Genomic DNA, 24,373 nt, shown 5'->3' on the forward strand with positions numbered 1-24,373 from the left:
GGGCGTTCGCCGTCACAGGAGCGCCCCGGAACACGATTGCGGCCCGCCGGATCGGGGCGCAGTGTCCCCTCGCACCGCCGCCCAGGCAAGAATGGGGGGATGAGCGACAGTCCAGCCCCCCTCGCCGACCCGCATCTCGTCTTCGACCCCGTCGTCACGGACGGCCCGCGGGACATCGTCATCCTCGGCTCGACCGGGTCGATCGGCACCCAGGCCATCGACCTCGTCCTGCGCAACCCCCGTCGCTTCCGCGTCACCGCGCTCTCCGCCGCGGGCGGCCGCGTCGCGTTGCTCGCCGAGCAGGCGAGGCAGCTGCGGGTGCGGACCGTGGCCGTGGCCCGCGAGGACGTCGTACCGGCGCTGCGCGAGGCGCTCAAGGGGCAGTACGGCGACGAGCCGCTGCCCGAGATCCTCGCCGGGCCCGAGGCGGCCACGCAGCTCGCCGCCTCCGAGTGCCACACCGTTTTGAACGGCATCACCGGCTCCATCGGGCTCGCGCCCACCCTCGCCGCGCTCGAAGCGGGCCGCACCCTCGCGCTCGCCAACAAGGAGTCGCTGATCGTCGGCGGCCCGCTGGTGAAGGCGCTCGCCAAGCCGGGGCAGATCATCCCGGTCGACTCCGAGCACGCCGCGCTCTTCCAGGCGCTCGCCTCGGGCACCCGCGCCGATGTGCGCAAGCTGGTCGTCACGGCCTCCGGGGGCCCGTTCCGGGGACGTACGAAGGCCGATCTGGCCGGCGTCACGCCCGAGGACGCGCTGGCGCACCCGACCTGGGCCATGGGCCCGGTCATCACCGTCAACTCCGCGACGCTCGTCAACAAGGGTCTGGAGGTCATCGAGGCGCACCTCCTCTACGACATCCCCTTCGAGCGCATCGAGGTCGTGGTCCACCCGCAGTCCTACGTGCACTCCATGGTCGAGTTCACCGACGGATCGACGCTGGCCCAGGCCACGCCGCCCGACATGCGCGGACCGATCGCCATCGGCATCGGCTGGCCCGAGCGCGTGCCGGACGCGGCGCCCGCCTTCGACTGGACGAAGGCGTCGAGCTGGGAGTTCTTCCCCCTCGACACCGACGCTTTTCCATCGGTCGGGCTCGCCCGGCATGTGGGCAAGCTCGCGGGCACGGCCCCGGCGGTGTTCAATGCGGCCAACGAGGAGTGCGTGGACGCGTTCTTGAACGGCGCCCTGCCCTTCAACGGGATCATGGAGACCGTGACGAAGGTCGTCGCCGAACACGGCACGCCGTCGGCGGGAACTTCCCTGACCGTCGCGGACGTCCTCGAAGCGGAGACCTGGGCACGCGCCCGGGCCCGTGAACTGACGGCGAAGGCGACCGCGGAGGCCCGCGCATGACGACCTTGATGATGATCCTCGGCATAGTCGTCTTCGCGGTCGGGCTGCTGTTCTCGATCGCCTGGCACGAGCTGGGCCACCTGTCGACCGCCAAGCTGTTCGGCATCCGCGTGCCGCAGTACATGGTCGGTTTCGGCCCGACGATCTTCTCGCGCAAGAAGGGCGACACCGAGTACGGCATCAAGGCCATCCCCCTCGGCGGGTACATCCGCATGATCGGCATGTTCCCGCCGGGTCCGGACGGCCGGATAGAGGCACGCTCGACCTCCCCGTGGCGCGGCATGATCGAGGACGCGCGCTCGGCCGCCTTCGAGGAGCTCAAGCCCGGCGACGAGACCCGCCTCTTCTACACGCGCAAGCCGTGGAAGCGCGTGATCGTGATGTTCGCGGGCCCGTTCATGAACCTGATCCTCGCCGTGGCGATCTTCCTCGGCGTGTTGATGACGTTCGGCATCAGCACCCAGACGACGACGGTCGGCAAGGTGTCCGACTGCGTCATCCAGCAGAGCGAGAACCGCTCCAAGTGCGAGAAGGGCGACACGCCCGCGCCCGCCAAGGCGGCGGGCCTGAAGCTCGGCGACAAGATCGTGGCCTTCCAGGGGCAGCCCGTCGACGACTGGTCCGCGCTCCAGGGCAAGATCCGCGAGACCATCGGCCCGGCCACCATCACGGTCGAGCGCGACGGCAAGCGGAAGGAGCTGCGGGCCGACCTCATCAAGAACCAGGTCAGCAAGACCGACGGTGAGGGCGGCTATGTGGAGGGCAAGTACGTCTACGCGGGCTTCCTCGGCTTCACCCCCGCCACCGGCATCGTCAAGCAGGGCTTCGGCGACTCCGTGAACCGCATGGGCGACATGATGGAGAACGGCGTCGAGTCGCTCATCGCCCTGCCGTCCAAGATCCCCGACCTGTGGGACGCGGCCTTCGGCGACGGCGACCGCAAGCAGGACTCCCCGATGGGCGTCGTGGGCGCGGCCCGCGTGGGCGGCGAGGTCTTCACCCTCGACATCCCGCCGGAGAACCAGGTCGCGATGATGCTGTTCCTGGTGGCGGGCTTCAACCTCTCGCTGTTCCTGTTCAACATGCTGCCGCTGCTGCCGCTGGACGGCGGGCACATCGCCGGCGCCCTGTGGGAGTCGCTGCGGCGCAACGCGGCCAAGGTCCTGAAGCGGCCCGACCCGGGCCCCTTCGACGTCGCGAAGCTGATGCCCGTCGCCTATGTGGTGGCCGGAATCTTCATCTGCTTCACGATCCTGGTCCTGATCGCGGACGTCGTTAACCCGGTAAGAATCTCCTAGCAATGTGAAGTTTGCGGCGGCCGGGCACTCTATGTGTCCGGTCGCCCACCATTGGGTGGACTTGGGGGCGGGATGTGCTCGGGCCCTGTGGGGTGCCGTAATCTCGAAGCCTGGAGCCCGCCGATCTCGGGACCTTGATCCACACCTTGGGGATGCACGCCAGATGACTGCCGTTTCTCTCGGAATCCCGTCCGTACCGACCAAGCTCGCCGACCGCCGTGTCAGCCGCAAGATCCAGGTCGGTACGGTCGCCGTCGGCGGCGACGCACCGGTGTCGGTGCAGTCGATGACCACCACGCGTACGTCCGACATCGGGGCGACGCTTCAGCAGATCGCCGAGCTGACCGCGTCCGGCTGCCAGATCGTGCGGGTCGCGTGTCCGACGCAGGACGACGCGGACGCGCTGTCCACCATCGCGCGCAAGTCGCAGATCCCGGTGATCGCCGACATCCACTTCCAGCCGAAGTACGTCTTCGCGGCGATCGACGCCGGATGCGCGGCGGTCCGTGTGAACCCCGGCAACATCAAGCAGTTCGACGACAAGGTCAAGGAGATCGCGCGGGCCGCGAACGACGCCGGTACGCCGATCCGGATCGGCGTCAACGCGGGCTCCCTGGACGCGCGCCTCCTCCAGAAGTACGGCAAGGCCACCCCCGAGGCACTCGTCGAGTCGGCTCTCTGGGAGGCGTCGCTCTTCGAGGAGCACGGCTTCAGCGACATCAAGATCTCGGTCAAGCACAACGACCCGGTGGTCATGGTCAACGCCTACCGCCAGCTGGCCGCCGCCTGCGACTACCCCCTGCACCTCGGCGTGACCGAGGCCGGTCCCGCCTTCCAGGGCACGATCAAGTCGGCGGTCGCCTTCGGCGCGCTGCTCTCCGAGGGCATCGGCGACACCATCCGCGTCTCCCTCTCGGCCCCGCCGGTGGAGGAGATCAAGGTAGGCCTCCAGATCCTGGAGTCCCTCAACCTCAAGCCGCGCCGCCTGGAGATCGTCTCCTGCCCGTCCTGCGGCCGCGCCCAGGTCGACGTCTACAAGCTGGCCGAAGAGGTCACCGCGGGCCTCGACGGCATGGAGGTCCCCCTCCGCGTCGCCGTCATGGGCTGCGTCGTGAACGGCCCCGGCGAGGCCCGCGAGGCCGACCTCGGCGTCGCGTCTGGCAACGGCAAGGGCCAGATCTTCGTCAAGGGCGAGGTCATCAAGACCGTCCCCGAGTCGAAGATCGTGGAGACCCTCATCGAAGAGGCGATGAAGATCGCCGAGCAGATGGAGAAGGACGGCGTCCCCTCAGGGGAGCCGTCGGTGGCCGTGGCCGGCTGACTTTCTCGCAACGAGGGCTCCGCCACCGGGTCGGGTGGCGGAGCCCTCGTGTGTTCGGCCCGAACCGCCGCTTCGCGGCGGACCTTTACTTGCCATCCACCCGGGCACCCGGGGTAATCGGGCGGGCGGGAATCCCGCCGCGAAGCGGCGAAGAAAACCCACCCACCACCCGCGGGGGAGAGCAGACAAAGCCCCCTCCAAGCCACCCCAGGGCACAAGGCGCCCCCGCCAGGTACAGTGCGGAGATCAGCAGACCGTATGGTGAGGCCCCCGCACGTGTTGACTCAGACCACCACCAGGGTCCTCGAACCGAGTGACCTGGACGCCGCGCTCGCAGTGCTCGACCGCGAGCCGGTGGCCAACGCCTTCGTGACCTCACGGGTCCGGGTCGCGGGCCTCGACCCGTGGCGCCTGGGCGGCGAGATGTGGGGCTGGTACCAGGACGGCATGCTGGAGTCCCTCTGCTACGCGGGCGCCAATCTCGTCCCCATCTGCGCGACCCCCCGAGCCGTACGCGCCTTCGCGGACCGCGCCCGCAGGGCGGGCCGCCGCTGCTCCTCCATCGTCGGCCCGGCCGAGCCCACCGCCCAGCTGTGGCGGCTGCTCGAACCGTCCTGGGGCCCCGCCCGCGAGGTCCGCTCGCAGCAGCCCCTGATGGTCACCGACCGGCTGCCGTCGGACATCACCCCTGATCCGTACGTCCGTCGCGTCCGCAAGGACGAGATGGAGACGATCATGCCCGCGTGCGTGGCGATGTTCACCGAGGAGGTCGGCATCTCGCCGCTCGCCGGTGACGGCGGCCTGCTCTACCAGGCACGGGTCGCCGAACTGGTCGGCGCGGGACGGTCGTTCGCGCGCCTCGACCGCGACGGCAAGGTCGTCTTCAAGGCCGAGATCGGCGCCGCCACGGCGATGGCCTGCCAGGTGCAGGGCGTCTGGGTCGCCCCCGAGTACCGCGGCCAGGGCTACGCGGCGCCGGGCATGGCGGCCGTCCTGCGCTACGCCCTCGCGGACGTGGCCCCGGTCGTCAGCCTCTACGTCAACGACTTCAACACCGCGGCCAGGTCGGCGTACCGGCGGGTGGGGTTCCAGGAGGTCGGGGCGTTCATGAGCGTCCTGTTCTAGCTCCCCCGCGTCTCACACCGCACTCCTCACGTATCGCCGTCAGCGAGTTAAAGTTCGGCGCATGACTGACCGCATGACTGACGACGTCGTGATCGGGCCGCTCGACCTCGCCGCGCACGTGGACGAAGCGCTGCGGGTGCAGGCCCACGCCTTCGGGCTCAGCGACGACGAGGTGTCCGTGCGGCGGCAGATCGTGCTGCGGCACATCACCTACCCCGGCGCCCGCGCGCTCGGCGCCACCACCCCCGAGGGGCGGCTCGTCGGCTTCGTCTACGGCATGCCCAACGACCGCGGCCACTGGTGGTCCACGGTCGTCGAGCCGTATCTGCGCGCCGGCGGCCTGGACGACTGGCTCGACGACTCCTTCGTGATCACCGAACTCCATGTGCAGCCCGGCCACCAGAACCGCGGAGTGGGCCGCACCCTCATCACCACCATCACGGACGCCGTCAGCCAGCCCCGCTCGATCCTCTCCGCCATCGACATCGAGAGCCCCGCGCGCGGCCTCTACCGCTCCCTCGGGTACGCCGACCTGGCCCGCAACGTCCAGTTCCCCAGCGCCCCGAAGCCGTACGCGGTGATGGGCGCGCCCCTGCCGCTGAGGCGCCCCGACGCCTGACCGATTTCCGCACGCGCCCGGCCCCCGGCTAACCTCCTGACATCACTCTCCCCCAAGCTCTCGGCTCCGCTCGAGCAGGGGGGACCCCCATCCCGCAGGAGTTCACCATGGCCCAGGTCCAGCGCATGTCCCGATTGATGATCAAGACACTGCGCGACGACCCGGCGGACGCCGAGACGCTCAACCACAAGCTGCTCGTCCGGGCCGGATACGTCCGCCGCACCGCCGCCGGCATCTGGTCCTGGCTGCCCCTCGGCAAGAAGGTCCTGGAGAACATCACCCACGTCGTGCGCGAGGAGATGGACGCCATCGGCGCCCAGGAAGTCCTCCTGCCCGCGCTCCTGCCCAAGGAGTCGTACGACGCGACGGGCCGCTACGACGAGTACGGCGACCTGCTCTTCCGCCTCAAGGACCGCAAGGGCGCGGACTACCTCCTCGGCCCCACGCACGAGGAGATCTTCACCCAGATCGTCAAGGACCAGTGCTCGTCCTACAAGGACCTGCCGGTGATCCTCTACCAGATCCAGACGAAGTACCGCGACGAGGCCCGCCCCCGCGCCGGTGTGCTGCGCGGCCGTGAGTTCCAGATGAAGGACTCGTACTCCTTCGACACCACGGACGAGGGCCTCGCCGAGTCGTACGCCCTGCACCGCGCCGCGTACATCAAGATCTTCGAGCGCCTCGGCCTCGACCACCGCATCGTCTCCGCCGTCTCCGGCGCGATGGGCGGCTCGGCCTCCGAGGAGTTCCTTGCGCCCGCCCCGGCCGGCGAGGACACCTTCGTGGACTGCCCCGCGTGCGACTACGCGGCCAACACGGAGGCCGTCTCCTTCGTCGCCACCGAGGCGGACGGCTCGGCGCACGGCCCCGTCGAGGACCTGGACACCCCCGACACCCCGACGATCGAGACGCTCGCGGCCCACCTCGGCGTCCCGGCCTCGGCGACCCTGAAGAACCTCCTGGTCAAGGTCGACGGCGAGATCGTCGCCGTGGGCGTGCCCGGCGACCGCGAGGTCGACCTCGGCAAGCTCGGCGAGCACCTGGCGCCCGCCGTCGTGGAGCTCGTGACGGCCGAGGACTTCGAGGGCCGCGACGATCTCGTACGCGGATACGTCGGCCCGCAGGGCCTGGAGAAGGTCCGCTACATCGCCGACCCGCGGGTGGCTCCGGGCACCGCCTGGATCACCGGCGCGAACAAGATCAACACGCACGCCAAGAACGTCGTCGCGGGCCGTGACTTCGAGGTCGACGACTACCTCGACGTCGTGGTCGTCGAGGCGGGCGACCCCTGCCCCAAGTGCGGCACCGGCCTGCAGCTCGACCGCGCCATCGAGATCGGCCACATCTTCCAGCTGGGCCGCAAGTTCGCCGACGCCTTCCAGCTCGACGTCCTGGGCCAGCAGGGCAAGCCGGTCCGCGTGACGATGGGTTCGTACGGCATCGGCGTCTCGCGCGCGGTGGCGGCGCTCGCCGAGCAGACCGCGGACGACAAGGGCCTGTGCTGGCCCAAGGAGATCGCCCCCGCCGACGTCCACGTGGTGGCCGCGGGCAAGGCCCTCCAGACGGAGCTGGCCCTGGACGTCTCCGAGCAGCTGAACGCGGCGGGCGTGCGGGTCCTGGTCGACGACCGTGCGGGCGTCTCGCCGGGCGTGAAGTTCACGGACGCGGAGCTGATCGGTGTCCCGCAGATCCTGGTCGCGGGCCGTCGCTCGGCCGAGGGCGTCGTGGAGCTGAAGGACCGCCGTACCGGCGAGCGCGAGGAGCTGACCGTGGCTGAGGCGATCGCGCGCCTGACTGCCTGAGTGAGGTGCTGCTCAAGCGCCGGACGGGCTGATCCTCAGCCCGTCCGGCGCCTGAGGACGAACTCGGCGGGGCCGGGGAAGAGAACCCGCCCCTACAGCCACCCGGCGAACTCCAGCAACAGCTCCGCGTCCTGCTCCCGCCCCACCCGGCGGGCCCGGACCCCGGACTCCACCGCGCGGAACAGCGTCCAGCCCCGCAGCCGCTCCTGGTCGACGTCCAGCGCCTCGGCCAGCTTCTTCACGCGGCGGCGGGTGATCGAAGACCCCGAGGGGGAGGCGATCAGGTCCTCGACGCGGTCGCGTACGAGCCGTGCCAGGTCGAACGCGGGCTCCCCGACCACCGGGTCGGGCCCCACGGCCAGCCACGGCAGCCGATCCCCCTGAAGCACCTTGCTCTGCCGGAACGTGCCGTGCAGCAGCCGCACCTCCGCGTCCCCCGCGAGCAGCTCGTCCCGCGCGGCGAGCGCGGCGTCCACCAGCGGCGCGACCTCCCCGTCGGCGGATGCGGAGGCCCGCATCGCCTCGGCCTGCCGCCCCGTCCGCTCGGCGACCGTCTCGAAGCGGTGCTCCGTGGGCGGTTCCACCCACAGCCGGCGCAGCGTGCCCGCCGCCTCCAGGAGGGCCTTGGCCTCGGGCAGCGAACGCACCGACACGTCGCGGTGCAGCCGCTCCAGGAGGAGGGCGCCGTCCGTGGCGGAGGGGTCCAGAAGGCGTACGGCACCGAGCCCGCCCCAGTGCGCGAGCGCGGCCCGTTCGCTCTGCGGCCGCGAGCGCGGCGGCACCAGCTTCAGCACGGCGGGTGTGCCGTCGGCGAGGCGCACCAGGACGACGAGGCCGCTGCGCCCGCCGGGCACGTGGACCCGCTCGACGGTCAACTCGCGTAGAGCGACGGCCTGTTCGGCTGCGCCGGGCAGCCCCTCCAGCCAGTCGTCGCCGTCCTGCGCCGTCTCACCGAGTGCGGTGACGAGACGCCGGGGCGGTTCGAGAGCCATACGCGAGGTGTTCCCTTCCCTACGGTCGCGACTGCCGGCCGCGCCACTGTCGTGACGGCCGGCTACGCCTTGGGTGTCGCCGGTGCGGAGGTGCCCGACCCGGCGGCCCGCTCGGCGAGACCAGGGAAGGCTACGCTCCCGCCGCGCCACCGCGCTGCCCGGACCGCCGCCTCCCGCAGCGCCTCGGCGGCGCTGCCGCGCCGGGCGCCGGTGGACGCGCGTACGAGATCCGCGTAGACCCCCGCGACCCGCTCCTCCAGCTCCGTCGCGAGCCGCACGGCCGCCGCGGAGTCCGGCACCGGGAACGGCAGCGCGTAGGCGGGCGCCGACGGCTCGGGCTCGCCGCCCAGGTCGCGCACGGCGCGCTGCAGCTCGTCGCGCCGGGCGCGGTGCGCGTCGTACGCCGTGCGCGCCTCGGCCCTGCGGCCTTCGCCGATCCGGGCGCCGACGACCCCGTAGCCGTACACGGCCGCGTGCTCGGCGCCCAGCGCGGCCTGCACCGCTCTCAACTCGTCCTTGGAATCGCTCACTTGTCGCCCTCCGTCAGCAGATACGCGTGCGCGGCGCCCGCCGCCGCCACCGACGCGAGCAGCCTGGCCAGCTCCGCGGGCGCGTCGACGAGCGCGCTCCCGCGCCGCTTCGCCAGCTCCCGCTCGGCCTTGGCGAGCTCGCGCACGGCGGCCTTCTCGTCCTGGGGGACGGCGGGCTTCGGCGCGGGCGAGGCGGACTTGGCGGGGGAGCCGGAAGGGGACGGGGAAGCGGCCCCCTCCGCGAAGACCGCCGCGTGCCGCTTCACCTCCGCCCGCAGCGGGTCCAGCCGTCCGGCCAGCGAGGGATGGGCGGCGAGGACGGCGTCGTACCGCCCGAGCAGCTCACCGCTGTCCCGGGCGGCATGCGCGCGCAGCCGCGCGGCGGCGGAAGGGCTCTCGTCCGTGGAGTCGGAGTCCGAGCAGCCCGAGAGCAGCACGGCCCCGGCCGCTCCGGCGGCCCCGGTCAGCAGACTCCTCCGGCGCGGCCCCGAACGGGCGTGCGAGGGGGTGGGATACGACGGCACAGCAGACGTCCTCGGCAGGAAGGCCAGAAAGGCAGGCAGTCAGAAGGTGGGCGAAGCCGGGCGCGAGCCCGGTGATCACCGTACCTTCGGCCTGCGGTCGTACGCGTGAGCGGCTCGGTGCCGGGCGCGGAGCGGGCGGACGGCGGGCGGCAACACCCCTCCGGACCGGATACCCTTTGAGCTGACACGCGACGATCCCACAACAGCACACGCGGCCGAGGAGTCACCCGGATGAGCACCACCCAGAGCGAGAGGCTGCGAGAACTGCTGGAACCGCTCGTCAGCTCGAAGGATCTGGATCTCGAAGAGATCGAAGTGGCCTCGGTCGGACGCAAGCGGGTGCTGCGGGTCGTCGTCGATTCCGACGACGGCGTGGACCTGGATCAGATCGCCGAGATCAGCCGCGAGATCTCCGAGAAGCTCGACGAGAGCGACGCGATGGGCGAGGGGGAGTACACCCTCGAAGTCGGCTCCCCGGGCGCCGAGCGCCCGCTGACGGAGCACCGCCACTATCTGCGCGCCGTCGGGCGCCTGGTGAAGTTCCAGCTGACGGAGGGCGGCGACGACGTGATCGCCCGCATCCTCGAGGTGGACGGCGAAGGCGTGGATCTTGAAGTACCGGGCGTGAAGGGGCGCAAGCCCACCGCCCGCAGGCTCACCTTCGACGCGATCGCCAAGGCGCGCGTCGAGGTCGAGTTCAGCCGCAAGGACAAGAAGGAAGAGGAGGCGTAGCCGTGGACATCGACATGAGTGCCCTGCGGGGTCTGGTCCGGGAGAAGGAGATCTCCTTCGACCTGCTGGTCGAGGCGATCGAGTCCGCTCTCCTCATCGCCTACCACCGCACCGACGGCAGTTTCCGTCGCGCCCGCGTGAAGCTTGACCGCGAGAGCGGCCATGTGACGGTGTGGGCGACGGAGGACCCGGCGGACCTCGAAGAGGGCCAGGAGGCCAAGGAGTTCGACGACACCCCGTCCGACTTCGGCCGTATCGCGGCGACGACCGCCAAGCAGGTCATCCTGCAGCGGCTGCGCGACGCCCAGGACGACGCGACCCTGGGGGAGTACGCGGGCCGCGAGGGCGACATCGTCACGGGCGTAGTCCAGCAGGGCCGCGACCCGAAGAACGTGCTCGTCGACATCGGCAAGCTCGAGGCGATCCTGCCGGTGCAGGAGCAGGTGCCGGGCGAGGAGTACACCCACGGCCTGCGCCTTCGTTCGTACGTCGTCCGGGTGGCGAAGGGTGTCCGCGGTCCCTCGGTCACGCTTTCCCGTACGCACCCCAGCCTCGTCAAGAAGCTCTTCGCGCTCGAGGTGCCGGAGATCGCCGACGGTTCGGTCGAGATCTCGGCCATCGCGCGTGAGGCCGGTCACAGGACCAAGATCGCGGTGCGCTCGACCCGTTCCGGCCTCAACGCCAAGGGCGCCTGCATCGGCCCGATGGGCCAGCGTGTGCGCAACGTCATGGCCGAGCTCAACGGCGAGAAGATCGACATCGTCGACTGGTCGGACGACCCGGGCGAGATGGTCGCCCACGCGCTCTCCCCGGCGCGGGTCAGCAAGGTGGAGATCGTCGACCTCGCGGCCCGTTCCGCGCGGGTGACGGTGCCCGATTACCAGCTGTCCCTTGCGATCGGCAAGGAGGGCCAGAACGCCCGCCTCGCCGCGCGGCTCACCGGCTGGCGCATCGACATCCGCCCGGACACCGAGCAGGTCCAGGACTCTCCGGAGTCCTGATCAAGACAACAACCGTTCGATTATTGCCCCAAAGGGGTGAGGTCGGTGCGGGGAGGTAGACTTAATCGTGTCTGGCCGGACGCAAGCCCGCGCATGCCCTGAACGCACCTGTGTGGGGTGCCGGGAGCGAGCGGCCAAGAGCGAGCTGCTGCGCATCGTGGCGAAAGAGGGCGCTTGCGCCCCCGATCCAAGCGGTACGCTGCCCGGCCGGGGTGCGTATATCCACCCCGTCCCGGTCTGTCTCGACCTGGCGGTCCGACGCAGAGCGTTCCCGAGGGCCTTCCGGGCCCCGGGCCCGCTCGACACGGCGGACTTGCGCCGAGTCGTCGAGACAGTTGCCCAGCAGGCAACACCGTAAGGAAGGTCGCGCGGAACCCCGCGCGGCCCTGGTATTCCGCGAGTTGGAAGTAGGTCGAGATTGCGATGAGCACTCGATGAGCACGCGATGAGTACGCCCATGAAGTAGCGACGGTCCGGCGTAACCCGGACCTAAAAGGAGCGAAGTGGCTAAGGTCCGGGTATACGAGCTCGCCAAGGAGTTCGGCGTAGAGAGCAAGGTCGTCATGGCCAAGCTCCAAGAACTCGGTGAATTCGTACGTTCGGCGTCCTCGACGATCGAGGCGCCCGTAGTACGCAAATTGACTGACGCATTGAACCAGGGTGGTGGCAACGGCAAGGCCGCCGCCAAGCCCGGCGCGCCGCGCAAGCAGGCCGCCCCCAAGCCGCCGGCCCCCTCGGGTCCGGCGTCCGCATCTCCCGCGCAGGCCGCCCGTCCGGGTCCGGCCGCGCCCAAGCCGCCGGCGGCCAAGCCCGCCGCCGCGGCCGACAAGCCCGCGGCCTCTCCGGCCGCTCCCGGCCCGCGTCCGGGTCCGAAGCCGCCGACGCCCAAGCCGGCGCCCGCAGCTCCGGCCGCGCCCGCGGCTCCGGCTGCCCCGGCTGCGCCCGCCGCACCGGTCACCCCGGCTCCGGCCGCCCCGGAGTTCACCGCTCCGCCGGCCGCTCCGGCTGCTCCGGCCGCCTCTTCGGCGCCGGCAGGCCCCCGTCCGGGCGCTCGCCCGGGTGCCCCCAAGCCCGCGGGCCGTCCGGCCCCCGGTCAGGGTGGTCAGGGTCAGGCCCAGGGTGGTCGTGGCGACCGCGGCGACCGTCAGGGTGGCGCTCCGCGTCCCGGCGGCCAGGGTGGCGCAGCGCGCCCCGGTGGCCGTCCGGCAGGACCGCGCCCCGGCAACAACCCCTTCACCTCTGGTGGCTCCACCGGCATGGCGCGCCCGCAGGCGCCCCGTCCGGGCGGCGCCCCGCGTCCCGGCGGCCAGGGTGGCCCCGGCGGTCCCGGCGGCGCCCCGCGCCCGCAGGGCCAGGGCGGCGGCCAGGGTGCTCCTCGTCCGCAGGGTCAGGGCGGCGCTCGCCCCAGCCCCGGCGGTATGCCCCGCCCGCAGGGGGGCGCTCCGCGCCCCGGCGGCGGTGCGCCTGGCGCCGGTGGTAACCGGCCGAACCCCGGCATGATGCCGCAGCGTCCCGCTGCCGGCCCGCGTCCCGGTGGTGGCCCCGGCGGTGGCCGTGGTCCCGGTGGTGGCGGTCGTCCCGGCGGTGCCGGTGGCGGCGGCGGTCGTCCCGGTGGCGGCGGCGGCTTCGCCGGTCGTCCCGGTGGTGGCGGCGGCGGTGGCTTCGCCGGTCGTCCCGGCGGTCCCGGTGGCGGTGGCGGCGGTTTCGCCGGTCGTCCCGGTGGCGGCGGCGGTCGTCCCGGCTTCGGTGGCCGTCCCGGCGGTCCCGGTGCCCGTGGTGGCACGCAGGGTGCGTTCGGCCGTCCCGGCGGGCCCGCCCGTCGTGGTCGCAAGTCGAAGCGGCAGAGGCGCCAGGAGTACGAGTCGATGCAGGCTCCGTCGGTCGGCGGCGTCATGCTGCCGAGGGGCAACGGCCAGGCGGTCCGCCTGTCCCGTGGTGCCTCGCTGACCGACTTCGCCGAGAAGATCAACGCCAACCCGGCGTCGCTCGTCGGCGTGATGATGAACCTCGGCGAGATGGTCACTGCCACGCAGTCCGTCCCGGACGAGACGCTGAAGCTCCTCGCGGACGAGATGAACTTCGTCCTGGAGATCGTCAGCCCGGAGGAGGAGGACCGCGAGCTGCTCGAGTCCTTCGACATCGAGTTCGGCGAGGACGAGGGCGGCGAGGAAGCACTCGTCGCGCGTCCGCCGGTCGTGACCGTCATGGGTCACGTCGACCACGGTAAGACCCGACTGCTCGACGCCATCCGCAAGACGAACGTCATCGCGGGCGAGGCCGGCGGCATCACGCAGCACATCGGTGCGTACCAGGTCGGCGCCGAGGTCAACGGCGAGGACCGCCGGATCACCTTCATCGACACCCCCGGTCACGAGGCGTTCACCGCCATGCGTGCCCGTGGTGCGAAGTCCACCGACATCGCGATCCTCGTGGTCGCGGCGAACGACGGTGTGATGCCGCAGACGATCGAGGCGCTGAACCACGCCAAGGCGGCCGACGTGCCGATCGTGGTCGCGGTCAACAAGATCGACGTCGAGGGTGCCGACCCGACCAAGGTGCGCGGTCAGCTCACCGAGTTCGGTCTGGTGGCAGAGGAGTACGGCGGCGACACGATGTTCGTCGACATCTCCGCCAAGCAGGGCGAGAACATCGAGGCCCTCCTGGAGGCCGTGGTCCTGACCGCGGACGCCTCGCTCGACCTTCGCGCCAACCCGGCGCAGGACGCGCAGGGTATTGCGATCGAGTCCCACCTGGACAAGGGCCGCGGCGCCGTCGCGACCGTCCTGGTCCAGCGCGGTACCCTCCGCGTCGGTGACACGATGGTGGTCGGTGACGCGTACGGCCGAGTCCGCGCGATGCTCGACGACAAGGGCGAGAACGTGGAAGAGGCGGGTCCCTCGACTCCGGTCCTCGTCCTCGGTCTCACCAACGTCCCGGGTGCCGGCGACAACTTCCTGGTCGTCGACGAGGACCGTACGGCCCGTCAGATCGCCGAGAAGCGTGCCGCCCGTGAGCGCAACGTCCGCTTCGCCCGCAAGGGTGTTCGGTTCTCCCTGGAGAACCTGGACGAGGCCCTCAAGGCCGGTCTGGTGCAGGAACTCAACCTCATCATCAAGGGCGACGCGTCCGGTTCGGTGGAGGCTCTCGAGTCCTCGCTGCTCCAGCTCGACGTCGGCGAAGAGGTCGACATCCGCGTCCTGCACCGTGGCGTGGGTGCGGTCACCGAGTCGGACATCGACCTGGCGACCGGCTCCGACGCGATCGTGATCGGCTTCAACGTCCGTGCGGCCGGTCGTGCCGCGCAGATGGCCGAGCGCGAAGGCGTGGACGTCCGGTACTACTCGGTCATCTACCAGGCGATCGAAGAGATCGAAGCGGCCCTCAAGGGCATGCTCAAGCCGGAGTACGAAGAGGTCGAGCTCGGCACGGCGGAGATCCGCGAGGTCTTCCGCTCGTCCAAGCTGGGCAACATCGCCGGTGTCCTGGTCCGGTCGGGCGAGGTCAAGCGCAACACCAAGGCGCGCCTCATCCGCGACGGCAAGGTCATCGCGGAGAGCCTCAACATCTCCGGTCTGCGCCGCTTCAAGGACGACGTCACCGAGATCCGCGAAGGGTTCGAGGGCGGTATCAACCTCGGCAACTTCAACGACATCAAGATCGACGACGTCATCGCGACGTACGAGATGCGCGAGAAGCCTCGCGGCTGATCAACGCAGCTCGGGTCGGGGCCGGTCGAGGGGAGGTAAATCCCGTCGATCGGCCCCGGCCGTTCCGTGTACGGTTCTTGTGTCCCTGCCAAGTGGTTGGCGGGGCACGAACCCGCACCGGCGGGACATCCGGACATACATGTATGTGGGGACACTGTCCTTCGATCTGCTCCTCGGCGACATTCACTCGCTGAAGGAGAAACGCTCCGTCGTCCGCCCGATCGTCGCCGAACTCATCCGCAAGTACGGGGTGAGCGCGGCGGAGACCGGGAACCAGGACCTCCATCGCAGGGCCGAGATCGGCCTGGCGCTGGTCTCCGGGGAGACGGGGCACCTCACCGACGTACTGGACCGGTGCGAGCGCATGGTCGCCGCCCGTCCCGAGGTGGAGCTGCTCTCCGTTCGACGCAGGCTCCACGGCGACGAAGACTGATTGCACAGCAAGGCGAAGAAGGAGACGGAGCAGTGGCCGACAACGCGCGGGCGAAAAGGCTGGCGGACCTCATCCGAGAGGTGGTTGCCCAGAAGCTGCAGCGAGGGATCAAGGACCCGCGGCTCGGTACGCACGTGACCATCACGGACACCCGCGTCACGGGTGACCTGCGGGAGGCGACCGTCTTCTACACGGTCTACGGGGACGACGAGGACCGCGCGGCGGCCGCCGCCGGTCTGGAGAGCGCCAAGGGCGTCCTCCGTTCCGCGGTCGGCGCGGCCGCGGGCGTGAAGTTCACCCCGAGCCTCACCTTCATGGCGGACGCGCTGCCGGACAACGCCAAGGCCATCGAGGACCTCCTCGACAGGGCCCGGCTCTCGGACGAGAAGGTGCGCGAGGTGTCCGCGGGCGCCGAGTTCGCCGGCGGTGCCGACCCGTACCGCAAGCCGGAAGACGAAGACGACGAGACGGATGGCGACGCCTCGGCATGAGCAACACCGGCAACAAGACGCCGGACGGCCTTGTCATCGTCGACAAGCCGTCCGGCTTCACTTCGCATGACGTGGTCGCCAAGATGCGCGGGATCGCCAAGACCCGCCGCGTCGGCCACGCGGGCACCCTCGACCCCATGGCGACGGGCGTTCTCGTCCTCGGGGTCGAGCGGGCGACCAAACTCCTCGGCCACCTCGCGCTGACGGAGAAGGAGTACCTCGGCACGATCCGGCTCGGCCAGAACACGGTCACGGACGACGCCGAGGGCGAGATCACCTCGTCGGCCGACGCCTCGGGGATCAAGCGGGACGCCATCGACGCGGGCATCGCCAAGCTCTCCGGCGACATCATGCAGGTGCCGTCGAAGGTCAGCGCGATCAAGATCGACGGCAAGCGGTCGTACGCGCGCGCCCGCGAGGGCGAGGACTTCGAGATCCCCGCCCGGCCGGTCAAGATCTCCGCCTTCACCGTGTACGACGTCAGGGACGCCGTCGCCGACGACGGCACCCCCGTCCTGGACCTGGTCGTGTCCGTGGTCTGCTCGTCGGGGACGTACATCCGCGCCCTCGCCCGCGACCTCGGCGCGGACCTCGGGGTCGGCGGCCATCTGACGGCGCTGCGGCGCACCCGCGTCGGGCCGTACAAGCTGGACGCCGCCAGGACCATCGACCAGCTCCAGGAGGAGCTGACGGTGATGCCGGTCGCCGAGGCGGCCACCGCCGCGTTCCCGCGCTGGGACGTGGACGAGCGGCGGGCGAAGCTGCTGCTCAACGGCGTACGGATCGAGATGCCGGGGGAGTACGCCGGTGTCGGCGCCGTCGCCGTCTTCGATCCGGAGGGCCGCTTCCTGGTCCTGGCCGAGGAGCTGAAGGGCAAGGCCAAGAGCCTGGCCGTCTTCGCCTGAGCCTTCGCCTTCGCCTTCGCCTTCGTATGGCCCTTCCCGGGTCTCCGTCGTGGAGCGGCGGACAACTGTGCGCGTCGTCGCGCGCCGCTCCACGGCGAACCCCCCTCTTCCCCCATCTCAAGATGTATCCACCGCGCCCTGCGGATTCACCCCATCGGGCAGGCGCTCGGAGTGAATCGAGGGAGCGGAAGGGGGCGCGTTCGCGACGCGTTCTGTCCTGCTGATCACTGCCGACCTACCGTCGGAGGTACGGGGCGTGGCGGGGAGGTTCGGGCATGGCGGGACAGGGTGACCCGGCGGCGCTCGACGGGGCCCTGGTGCGGATCTGCGATCTGGCCGGGCGCCCGCGCGGGATGGGCTTCGCCGCCGACGACCACGGCACGGTGATCACCAGCCACGAAGCGGTCGACGGCCTCGCGCGGCTCGTGCTGCACGCGGCGGGGGAGCGTGTCTGCGTGGTGACCGCCGATTCCGTGGTGGCACTCCCCGAGGCCGATCTGGCGCTCGTCCGCACGGAGGGGCTGTGCCTGCGGCCCCTGCCCGTCACGGTCCGCGAGACCACCCCCGTGGGTGCCTACGTCCGCATCGTCGCGCGCGGCAGGCGCGAGGCGCGGGTCCTGGGCCCGGCGCCGGTGACGTACACGGCGACGGACCGCTTCCATCTGGTCGACGCCGCCATGGAGTTGGCGATCGGTACGGACGGCGCGGACGCGCTGCGGCTCGGCGGCGGCGCCGCGGGCGGCCCGGTCGTCGACGTCTCGTCCGGAGCCGTGCTCGCCGTCCTGGGGACCGCGCTGCACAGTGAGCACCGTGCGGCGGGGTTCGCCGTGCCGCTGCGGGAGGCGGCCGCAGCCGATCCGGGCGGGCCGCTCGCCGAGCTCCTCGCACGCAACGCGGCGACCGTTCCCGCGTACGGCCGCGATCTGAACCTGGCGGGCGCGCTGCACCTGGCGGCGACGTCGGTGGGCTCCGACGGACCGCGCCCCGCACTCCTCGAACCGGTCGAACGCCCGGACACCACAAGGGAGTTGGCGGACTTCACCGCTGGGCCCGCGCAGGTGCTCGGCCTGGTCGGAGATCCCGGCACCGGCCGCACCACGGAGCTCGCGGCGCTCGCCGCGCTCCGCTCCCGGGGCGCCGAACCGGCTCCCACGCTGTGGCTGCGCGGCGCCGACCTCCAGGGCACGGACACGGGCGTGGGCGACGCGGTGGAGCGGGCGCTCCAGCGGGCGGGGCGCATCCTGGAGGCTTCGGAGGAGGCCCTGCCCGAGGCGGACGACGGGCTCGGGGACATCTCCGCTGGGCGGGTCGCGCGGCTCGTGCGGGACGAGGGGCGGGCGCTGCTGCTGTTGCTCGACGGGCCGGAGGAGATGCCGCCGGTCCTCGCGCACCGCCTCGCGCAGTGGAGCGGGGGGACGGCCGAGTGGCTGCGGGAGACGGGGGCGCGGCTCGTGGTGGGCTGCCGTTCGGAGTACTGGGAGCAGGCAGGGGCGCACTTTCCCGCCTCGCTTTCGGCCGGGTGCGTGGAGCTGCGGGATCTGCCCGAGCGGCAGGCACGGATCGCACGGGCGCGGTACGGCATCCCGGACGGCGCGCTCGCCGCGGCCGACGCGCGGCATCCGCTGGCCCTGCGGCTCCTCGCGGAAGTGCGGGCGGCCCTGCCGGAGGAGCCGCCACCGGGGTGCCCGGACCGGGAGGAGATCTTCGAGGCCTATCTGGACGTGCTGTGCCTGCGGGTGGCGGTGCGGCTCGCGGCGGCGAACGGGGTCCGGGGCGCGGCGGTACGGCGCCTGGCGGCGAAGGTGTCCGGGCAGGTGCACGAGGCCGCCCGGCGGTGCCTGGGGCCGGGGCAGGGGGAGCTGGACCGGGCGTCGTTCGAGGAGGTGTTCCCGTGGGGGGCGGGGTGGGCCTCCGCGGTGCTCACGGAGGGGCTCCTCGTCCCCGCGGGGGACGGGTACAGGTTCGCGCACGAGGAGCTCGCGGACTGGATCCAGGGGATGCACTTGGACGTGGACGGTGCTCTGTGGTCGCTGGTGTACCGGTACGGGCCGGCTGCGCCGGACGCCGAGTCGTCCTTGCCGGTACCCCGGCACCGCATCGGCCCCGTGATCCAGGCCTTGCTGCTCCTGGGCCGACAGCGGGGCCCCGCTGAACTGGAGGCCCGGCTGAGGGACTTGGCCCGCTTCGGGGAGCCTTGCGCGGCGCCTGACGAGTCGGACCCCGGCATCCAGGGCTGTGCCCACCCTCCCCCACTCTCGGCTGCGCTCGAGCGGGGGGACCTCCATCGCCCAGCGGGACGATTGCCCACAGCGGCGGGGACGGCGGCGGAGAGCGGGGCCACCCCTGCTGGGGGGGACGGGGAGGCCGCCCGCGTTGTGGGCAGGCGTTCCGCAGGCCGGTTGGGGTCTCCCTTGCTCGAGCGAAGCCGAGAGCTTGGGGAAGGGTGGGCACAACCCCAGCCGCCGGGGGCCGAAGTGGCAGGGGGTGAGGGCTGCGGTCCTGTGCCGCCGGGGGCTGATTGGACGGAGGGTGGGGGAAGCGGTTCCGCGCCGCCGGGTGCCGAAGTGGCAGGGGGTGAGGGCTGCGGTCCTGTACCGCCGGGTGTTGATGTGGCGGGGGAGGTGGGTCACCGGCCCCGGCCGTCGGCGGCTGATTGGACGGAGGGTGGGGGAAGCGGTTTCGCGCCGTCGGGGGCCGATGTGGCACAGGGTGGGGGCTGCGGTCCTGTACCGCCGGGTGTTGATGTGGCGGGGGAGGTGGGTCACCGGCCCCGGCCGTCGGGGGCTGATTGGACGGAGGGTGGGGGCAGCGGTCCCGTGCCGCCGGGGGCCGCAGCGCAAGGGTGTGGGGACGCGCAGTGGTGGGCCGGCCATCTGCTGGTGGAGACCCTGCAGCGGGTGGCCGACGCGAGCCTCCACCTCGGGCTGCTCCAAGACCTCGCCCAGCAGGGCAGCCACCCCGCCGAGTTCTGGCTGGGCCTGCCCCTGGCCGAAGACCACCGCTTCGACCTCCTGCGGGAGGCAGTGATCCACGACCCCCCGCCCGGCACCCGGCAGGGCCGCTGCCTCGACGCCGTAGCCGAACTCCTGGCCACCGAGCCCGAAAAGGTGCAGCCACAACTCACCCGCTGGTTCACCGACGAACGCCCCCTCGCGGCCACCCCCCACGCCACCGTCGCATCGGCCGCGCAGGCCCTCCTCCACACCCACCGCCACCGCGCCATCGACGACCTCACCGAGATCCTGGTCGACTGCGCCCACCCCCGCGCCGACGAACTGCTCGCCGCGCTCGCGGAGGAGGAGCCATCGGCCGTCTGCCGGGCCGTCGACCGCTGGGTCCACGACGAGCGGCCCGCACGCCGTGTCGCCGCCGTCGCCTACGGCCTGCGCGCCGCCCCGCACGCCACCACGGACGCCGACCACAGGCTCCTGCGGTACACGGCCTTCGCCCTCCTCGCCCGCACCGCCGACGACACCCTGCACGGCGCCGCCCTCGCCCTCCTCGTGCGTGACCCGCAGACCCGCGCACGCCATCTGCCGCCCGCCCTGAAGCGCTTCACCGCAGGCGACCCGCAGCTGCCCGCGAGCGCGCTCGTCACCGCCCTCGACACCCACCCGGAGCAGATCCTCGCCGCCTTCCGGACCCGCCTGTACGGACCCGGCCCCGCGCCGGGCGACGTCCTGCGCGCCCTGGCCGACGTGACGGCGCCCGGGCTCGCCCGGCGGGTGGCCGATCTCGTACGCGATGTGCTGGAGCTGCGTCCCGACCTCGCGGGGCACGTGGCGGCCTTCCTCGACCTGCGGTTCGAGCAGGGGCCCGGTGTCCGTGCCGTCCTCCACCCGCTGGTCACGGCCTTCCTGCGGCACCACACGCCCCCGGTGCGCGCCGCGCTGGCAGCGGCCCTCGCCGCCCCCGGCACCGACGCGTCGCGCGCCCTGCGCACCGAGCTCCTGGACGTGCTGCTCGACCAGGAGCGCGAGCCCGAGGTCCTGGACGCGGTGCTCTGCGCCGTGGCGGGCGGCGACGACAAGGAACGGGTCCGCGACCTGGTGCACCGCACCGGCGTGCTGCTCGTCCGCACCCCGGAGGGCGCGACCTGCTTCGACCGGCGCCTGGTCGAGCTGGCCCGTTCCGTAGCGGGCTTCTCCACCCTGGTCTCCCGGTGGATCCGCGCGGCCCCGCAGGACTGGTCCGCCCTCGTCGGTCCCAGCGCCCGCCGCATGATCGAGAACCTCGCCGGAGCCCGTGTCCCCGCGTGACCCCCGCCACCCCCTCCGATGCGATCCGGACGGCACGGGCATGGCAGTCTTAGACCTGCGCAATCGGCAATGGGACGTACACACACGTACACAGGTTCGGCGAGGAGCAAAGACAGTGCAGCGCTGGCGTGGCTTGGAGGACATCCCCCAGGACTGGGGGCGCAGCGTCGTCACCATCGGTTCCTACGACGGCGTACACCGCGGACACCAGCTCATCATCGGCCGTGCGGTGGAGCGCGCCCGTGAGCTCGGCGTGCCCGCCGTGGTCGTCACCTTCGACCCGCACCCCTCCGAGGTCGTGCGCCCCGGCAGCCACCCGCCGCTGCTGGCCCCGCACCACCGGCGCGCCGAACTCATGGCGGAGCTCGGCGTGGACGCGCTGCTCATCCTGCCGTTCACCACGGAGTTCTCGAAGCTGTCGCCCGCCGACTTCGTCGTCAAGGTCCTGGTCGACAAGTTGCACGCGCGCCTGGTCGTCGAGGGCCCCAACTTCCGCTTCGGCCACAAGGCCGCGGGCAACGTCGCCTTCCTGACCGAGCTCGGCGGCACGTACGACTACGAAGTCGACGTCATCGACCTGTACGTGAGCGGTGAAGCCGGGGGCGGCGAGCCCTTCTCCTCCACCCTCACCCGGCGCCTGGTCGCCGAGGGCGACGTGGAGGGCGCGGCGGAGATCCTCGGCCGCCCGCACCGCGTCGAGGGCGTCGTCGTACGCGGCGCGCAGCGCGGGCGTGAACTGGGCTTCCCCACCGCCAACGTGGAGACGCTGCCGCACACCGCCATCCCCGCCGACGGCGTCTACGCGGGCTGGCTGCACGCGCAGGGCGAGGCGATGCCCGCGGCGATCTCCGTCGGCACGAACCCGCAGTTCGACGGGACGGAGCGGACGGTCGAGGCGTACGCGATCGACCGCATCGGGCTCGATCTGTACGGGCTGCACGTGGCCGTGGACTTTCTCGCCTTCGTGCGCGGACAGGCGAAGTTCGACTCGATCGACTCGCTGCTCGTGGCCATCGCGGACGACGTGAAGAAGGCCCGCGAGCTCATCGAGGCGGACTCCGCCAAGGGCGCTTCGGAGTAATCGGAGGAGGGGGCCGAGGGCCAAGCCCCCCCAGCCCCCGGCCCTCCGTCCTCCTCCCTACAGGACGTGCGGCAGGGCGACGCTGTTGACCAGCGGGCCCTCGACGTTGACTCCTTCGGTGATCAGCGACTCGATGTGGGGCAGTGGCGGGGCCGGGTTCGCCGTCCCGTGCTGTGCCGCCGAAGCCGAAGCCGTGGCCGCTGTGGTGATCGCGGTGACGGACAGGCCCAGGACCGCGAGCAGGGTGAGGGTCAGGACGCGGCGATGACGCATGCGATCTCTGCTTTCTTCCGGATTCCTCCGGCAGGTGGGGAGAGGCCGCGGAGATCGGGTTAGCCCACACGGGCGACGCACGGGCCCCGACGTCCGACGACCCGTTCGTATGATCGTCAGTGACTTCCTGGTCGTGCCGGTGTTACGCACGGCGAGCGGGCCGCGATCGGCGGCCCCGCACGTGCACGGTCCAAGGAGGCAGCAGTGAACGGCAGTTGGGTGCAGGCAATGTCCCGTTGGGCGCTGGTCGCGGCGGTGGCCGCGGTGCCGACCGTCCTGTGCTCCGGCACGGCGCACGCGGACGAGACCCACAACAACTCGCACAACGCGCCCAGGGTCTCGCTGATCAGCACCGGGCAGATCGACGACCCCCTGGAGGACGTGCTAGAGCACGTCCTCAACTTCGGGGACGGATACCGCTGGGACTGATGCCGGTGGGACCGATACCGCCGGGAACGACGCGGCACGCCGTTCGCGGCCGACCGTACTCGCGCGGGTCCCGGGTGACCGCGCAAGTACGGGACGACTCAGGGGAGTTCAGGTCACGGGGCGAGGCACGCGGCGCCCGGCACCTCTGAGGGGACGCCCAGGCTCGCCGGATCGACGAGCGTGGTGACGTCACCGGCGGCCTGCGCCACGCAGTCGACGGTTGCTACGGGGTCGGGGACGGCACCGGCGGGCACGGCGAGGACCCCCAGCAGAGCGACGGCCCCGAGGATGACGGCGGCGGAACGGCGCATGGAAATCTCCTTCACTTCGGTGGAGTTGGCTACGGTCCGTGATGAAGCCGAACCGCTCAGTGACTCCCCAGCGCTCACGCCCGGTAGGCCCCGGATCACCCGTATGGGGAAGAGGTAACGATCCGCCGCCCCAGGGCCCCCGCCCGGCCGCCGTTCCGGCGCAGGCCCTGACGCCCTCGATCAGACTCCGGACGCGCTGACGTTGACCGCCGCCCAGTGGCACGCCACCTGCGTCTCGCCGCCGCCGGAGAGCACCGGCAGATCCTCCGTACGGCACCGGTCCGCCACTCCAGCCCGTTCTGCCTCGCCCGACGCGAGCACCTGGCAGCGCGCGTGGAAGCGGCAGCCGCCCGGGATGCGCGACGGGTCCGGCGGCTCGCCGGTGAGGACCACCGGGTCACCGGGGGCCTCCGGAAGCACCGACAACAGTGCCTGTGTGTACGGATGCTGAGGCGAGGTCAGGACCTCCTCCACCGTGCCCGTCTCGACGATCCGGCCCAGGTACATCACCGCGACGCGGTCCGCGATGTTCCACGCCAGACCCAGGTCGTGCGTCACCACCAGCGCGGACAGGCCCAGTTCGTCACGGAGCTTGAGCAGCAGGGCGAGGATCTCGCCGCGTACGGAGGCGTCCAGAGAGGCCACCGGCTCGTCCGCGACGATCAGTTCGGGCTCCAGGACCAGCGCCCCCGCGATGACCACACGCTGACGCTGGCCGCCCGACAGCTCGTGCGGATAGCGCAGGAAGAACCGCTCGGGCGGCCGGAGCCCCGCCCGTGACAGGGCGTCGGCGACCGTGGCCTGCTCGTCGCCCCCGTGCCCGTGGATGCGCAGGCCCTCCGCCACGGCCTCGTACACCGTGTGACGCGGGTTGAGGGAGCCGCTGGGGTCCTGAAGGACCAGCTGCACGCGCTTGCGGTACGCCTTCAGGGCGCGGCCCGAGTAGTCGAGCGGCTTGCCGCCGAAGGTCACCTTGCCGGACGTGGGCGACACCAGGCCGAGCAGGGAACGGGCCAGGGTCGTCTTGCCGCAGCCCGACTCGCCGACCAGGGCCACGATCTCGCCCGGCTCGATGTCCAGGTCCACGCCGTCCACCGCCCGCGCGGGCGGCGCGCCACGGCGGCCGGGGAACGTGATGTGCAGGTCGCCCGCCGACAGCAGGGGGTCATCGGTGGTCATGCGTC

General features: G+C 71.8%; 22 protein-coding genes. 16 read left to right on the top strand and 6 right to left on the bottom strand.

Going from position 1 to position 24,373, the window contains the following annotated elements; translation table 11 throughout:
- Positions 1 to 99 precede the first annotated feature (99 nt).
- The 6 genes from dxr (at position 100) to ACIGXX_RS28665 (ending at position 7,521) form a co-directional block, all read left to right on the top strand.
- Entirely contained in the window at positions 100 to 1,356 is a 1,257-nt protein-coding gene (gene dxr / locus ACIGXX_RS28640; RefSeq protein ID WP_351165592.1) for a 1-deoxy-D-xylulose-5-phosphate reductoisomerase, read from the top strand.
- The gene (locus ACIGXX_RS28645) at positions 1,353 to 2,654 is read left to right on the top strand and encodes a M50 family metallopeptidase (RefSeq protein ID WP_399979870.1); all 1,302 of its coding nucleotides are present in this window, start codon (positions 1,353 to 1,355) and stop codon (positions 2,652 to 2,654) included. Before dxr ends, ACIGXX_RS28645 begins: the two co-directional genes overlap by 4 nt.
- Before the next feature lie 163 nt (positions 2,655 to 2,817).
- Positions 2,818 to 3,975, top strand: coding sequence for a flavodoxin-dependent (E)-4-hydroxy-3-methylbut-2-enyl-diphosphate synthase (gene ispG / locus ACIGXX_RS28650; protein WP_351165596.1), 1,158 nt, complete (start codon positions 2,818 to 2,820; stop codon positions 3,973 to 3,975).
- A gap of 276 nt (positions 3,976 to 4,251) precedes the next feature.
- A complete protein-coding gene (locus tag ACIGXX_RS28655; protein ID WP_351165598.1) occupies positions 4,252 to 5,100 on the top strand; it encodes a GNAT family N-acetyltransferase in 849 nt (282 codons plus the stop codon).
- 61 nt (positions 5,101 to 5,161) lie between these two features.
- Positions 5,162 to 5,719, top strand: coding sequence for a GNAT family N-acetyltransferase (locus ACIGXX_RS28660; RefSeq protein ID WP_351165601.1), 558 nt, complete (start codon positions 5,162 to 5,164; stop codon positions 5,717 to 5,719).
- Between the two features lie 107 nt (positions 5,720 to 5,826).
- Complete coding sequence (locus ACIGXX_RS28665; protein WP_351165604.1) at positions 5,827 to 7,521, top strand: proline--tRNA ligase; 1,695 nt, start codon at positions 5,827 to 5,829, stop codon at positions 7,519 to 7,521.
- 92 nt (positions 7,522 to 7,613) lie between these two features.
- On the opposite strand, the gene ACIGXX_RS28670 is transcribed toward ACIGXX_RS28665, so the two are convergent.
- From ACIGXX_RS28670 to ACIGXX_RS28680, 3 genes are all read right to left on the bottom strand, one after another.
- Positions 7,614 to 8,513 carry an aminoglycoside phosphotransferase family protein gene (locus tag ACIGXX_RS28670; RefSeq protein WP_351165607.1) on the bottom strand — a complete coding sequence of 300 codons (900 nt, stop codon included), beginning with the start codon at positions 8,511 to 8,513 and terminating at the stop codon, positions 7,614 to 7,616.
- A gap of 62 nt (positions 8,514 to 8,575) precedes the next feature.
- Entirely contained in the window at positions 8,576 to 9,043 is a 468-nt protein-coding gene (locus ACIGXX_RS28675) for a ferritin-like domain-containing protein (protein ID WP_399979877.1), read from the bottom strand.
- Entirely contained in the window at positions 9,040 to 9,567 is a 528-nt protein-coding gene (locus ACIGXX_RS28680) for a hypothetical protein (protein ID WP_351165612.1), read from the bottom strand. The genes ACIGXX_RS28675 and ACIGXX_RS28680 overlap by 4 nt, the downstream gene beginning before the upstream one ends.
- Before the next feature lie 231 nt (positions 9,568 to 9,798).
- Here ACIGXX_RS28680 and rimP point away from each other — a divergent pair, with 231 nt between their 5' ends.
- From rimP to ACIGXX_RS28725, 9 genes are all read left to right on the top strand, one after another.
- Complete coding sequence (gene rimP / locus ACIGXX_RS28685; protein ID WP_399979881.1) at positions 9,799 to 10,299, top strand: ribosome maturation factor RimP; 501 nt, start codon at positions 9,799 to 9,801, stop codon at positions 10,297 to 10,299.
- Positions 10,300 to 10,301: 2 nt separating this feature from the next.
- Positions 10,302 to 11,300, top strand: a complete 999-nt coding sequence (gene nusA / locus ACIGXX_RS28690) for a transcription termination factor NusA (protein ID WP_351165616.1) — start codon at positions 10,302 to 10,304, stop codon at positions 11,298 to 11,300.
- A gap of 67 nt (positions 11,301 to 11,367) precedes the next feature.
- Positions 11,368 to 11,658, top strand: a complete 291-nt coding sequence (locus ACIGXX_RS28695) for a YlxR family protein (RefSeq protein ID WP_399979885.1) — start codon at positions 11,368 to 11,370, stop codon at positions 11,656 to 11,658.
- A gap of 145 nt (positions 11,659 to 11,803) precedes the next feature.
- The gene (gene infB / locus ACIGXX_RS28700) at positions 11,804 to 15,007 is read left to right on the top strand and encodes a translation initiation factor IF-2 (RefSeq protein WP_351165621.1); all 3,204 of its coding nucleotides are present in this window, start codon (positions 11,804 to 11,806) and stop codon (positions 15,005 to 15,007) included.
- A gap of 139 nt (positions 15,008 to 15,146) precedes the next feature.
- Positions 15,147 to 15,440: a DUF503 domain-containing protein gene (locus ACIGXX_RS28705; protein ID WP_351165622.1), complete on the top strand. Its 294-nt coding sequence runs from the start codon at positions 15,147 to 15,149 to the stop codon at positions 15,438 to 15,440.
- Positions 15,441 to 15,472: 32 nt separating this feature from the next.
- Positions 15,473 to 15,931, top strand: coding sequence for a 30S ribosome-binding factor RbfA (rbfA, locus tag ACIGXX_RS28710; RefSeq protein ID WP_351165625.1), 459 nt, complete (start codon positions 15,473 to 15,475; stop codon positions 15,929 to 15,931).
- The gene (truB, locus tag ACIGXX_RS28715; RefSeq protein WP_351165628.1) at positions 15,928 to 16,836 is read left to right on the top strand and encodes a tRNA pseudouridine(55) synthase TruB; all 909 of its coding nucleotides are present in this window, start codon (positions 15,928 to 15,930) and stop codon (positions 16,834 to 16,836) included. The genes rbfA and truB overlap by 4 nt, the downstream gene beginning before the upstream one ends.
- A gap of 275 nt (positions 16,837 to 17,111) precedes the next feature.
- Entirely contained in the window at positions 17,112 to 21,095 is a 3,984-nt protein-coding gene (locus ACIGXX_RS28720) for a serine protease (protein WP_399979891.1), read from the top strand.
- A 115-nt stretch (positions 21,096 to 21,210) separates the two neighbouring features.
- Positions 21,211 to 22,176 carry a bifunctional riboflavin kinase/FAD synthetase gene (locus tag ACIGXX_RS28725; RefSeq protein WP_351165631.1) on the top strand — a complete coding sequence of 322 codons (966 nt, stop codon included), beginning with the start codon at positions 21,211 to 21,213 and terminating at the stop codon, positions 22,174 to 22,176.
- A 57-nt stretch (positions 22,177 to 22,233) separates the two neighbouring features.
- Here ACIGXX_RS28725 and ACIGXX_RS28730 read toward each other — a convergent pair whose 3' ends face one another.
- A complete protein-coding gene (locus tag ACIGXX_RS28730; protein ID WP_361470247.1) occupies positions 22,234 to 22,449 on the bottom strand; it encodes a hypothetical protein in 216 nt (71 codons plus the stop codon).
- 228 nt (positions 22,450 to 22,677) lie between these two features.
- Here ACIGXX_RS28730 and ACIGXX_RS28735 point away from each other — a divergent pair, with 228 nt between their 5' ends.
- Complete coding sequence (locus ACIGXX_RS28735) at positions 22,678 to 22,878, top strand: hypothetical protein (RefSeq protein ID WP_351165635.1); 201 nt, start codon at positions 22,678 to 22,680, stop codon at positions 22,876 to 22,878.
- A gap of 113 nt (positions 22,879 to 22,991) precedes the next feature.
- Here ACIGXX_RS28735 and ACIGXX_RS28740 read toward each other — a convergent pair whose 3' ends face one another.
- Entirely contained in the window at positions 22,992 to 23,189 is a 198-nt protein-coding gene (locus tag ACIGXX_RS28740; RefSeq protein ID WP_399979896.1) for a hypothetical protein, read from the bottom strand.
- Positions 23,190 to 23,369: 180 nt separating this feature from the next.
- Entirely contained in the window at positions 23,370 to 24,368 is a 999-nt protein-coding gene (locus ACIGXX_RS28745) for an ABC transporter ATP-binding protein (protein WP_366464332.1), read from the bottom strand.
- Between the last annotated feature and the right edge of the window lie 5 nt (positions 24,369 to 24,373).

Source organism: Streptomyces sp. NPDC055243, assembly GCF_044544025.1.
In the GTDB taxonomy this organism is placed as follows: domain Bacteria; phylum Actinomycetota; class Actinomycetes; order Streptomycetales; family Streptomycetaceae; genus Streptomyces.

Bases quoted from the DNA above. Each gene is read 5' to 3' on its own strand.
- ACIGXX_RS28665 (WP_351165604.1), top strand. From the start codon at position 5,827: ATGGCCCAGGTCCAGCGCATGTCCCGATTGATGATCAAGACACTGCGC.
- ACIGXX_RS28645 (WP_399979870.1), top strand. From the start codon at position 1,353: ATGACGACCTTGATGATGATCCTCGGCATAGTCGTCTTCGCGGTCGGG.
- ACIGXX_RS28670 (WP_351165607.1), bottom strand. From the start codon at position 8,513: ATGGCTCTCGAACCGCCCCGGCGTCTCGTCACCGCACTCGGTGAGACG.
- ACIGXX_RS28730 (WP_361470247.1), bottom strand. From the start codon at position 22,449: ATGCGTCATCGCCGCGTCCTGACCCTCACCCTGCTCGCGGTCCTGGGC.
- ACIGXX_RS28745 (WP_366464332.1), bottom strand. From the start codon at position 24,368: ATGACCACCGATGACCCCCTGCTGTCGGCGGGCGACCTGCACATCACG.
- ispG (WP_351165596.1), top strand. From the start codon at position 2,818: ATGACTGCCGTTTCTCTCGGAATCCCGTCCGTACCGACCAAGCTCGCC.
- ACIGXX_RS28740 (WP_399979896.1), bottom strand. From the start codon at position 23,189: ATGCGCCGTTCCGCCGCCGTCATCCTCGGGGCCGTCGCTCTGCTGGGG.
- ACIGXX_RS28735 (WP_351165635.1), top strand. From the start codon at position 22,678: ATGTCCCGTTGGGCGCTGGTCGCGGCGGTGGCCGCGGTGCCGACCGTC.
- ACIGXX_RS28660 (WP_351165601.1), top strand. From the start codon at position 5,162: ATGACTGACCGCATGACTGACGACGTCGTGATCGGGCCGCTCGACCTC.
- rimP (WP_399979881.1), top strand. From the start codon at position 9,799: ATGAGCACCACCCAGAGCGAGAGGCTGCGAGAACTGCTGGAACCGCTC.
- truB (WP_351165628.1), top strand. From the start codon at position 15,928: ATGAGCAACACCGGCAACAAGACGCCGGACGGCCTTGTCATCGTCGAC.
- dxr (WP_351165592.1), top strand. From the start codon at position 100: ATGAGCGACAGTCCAGCCCCCCTCGCCGACCCGCATCTCGTCTTCGAC.
- ACIGXX_RS28720 (WP_399979891.1), top strand. From the start codon at position 17,112: ATGGCGGGACAGGGTGACCCGGCGGCGCTCGACGGGGCCCTGGTGCGG.
- ACIGXX_RS28705 (WP_351165622.1), top strand. From the start codon at position 15,147: ATGTATGTGGGGACACTGTCCTTCGATCTGCTCCTCGGCGACATTCAC.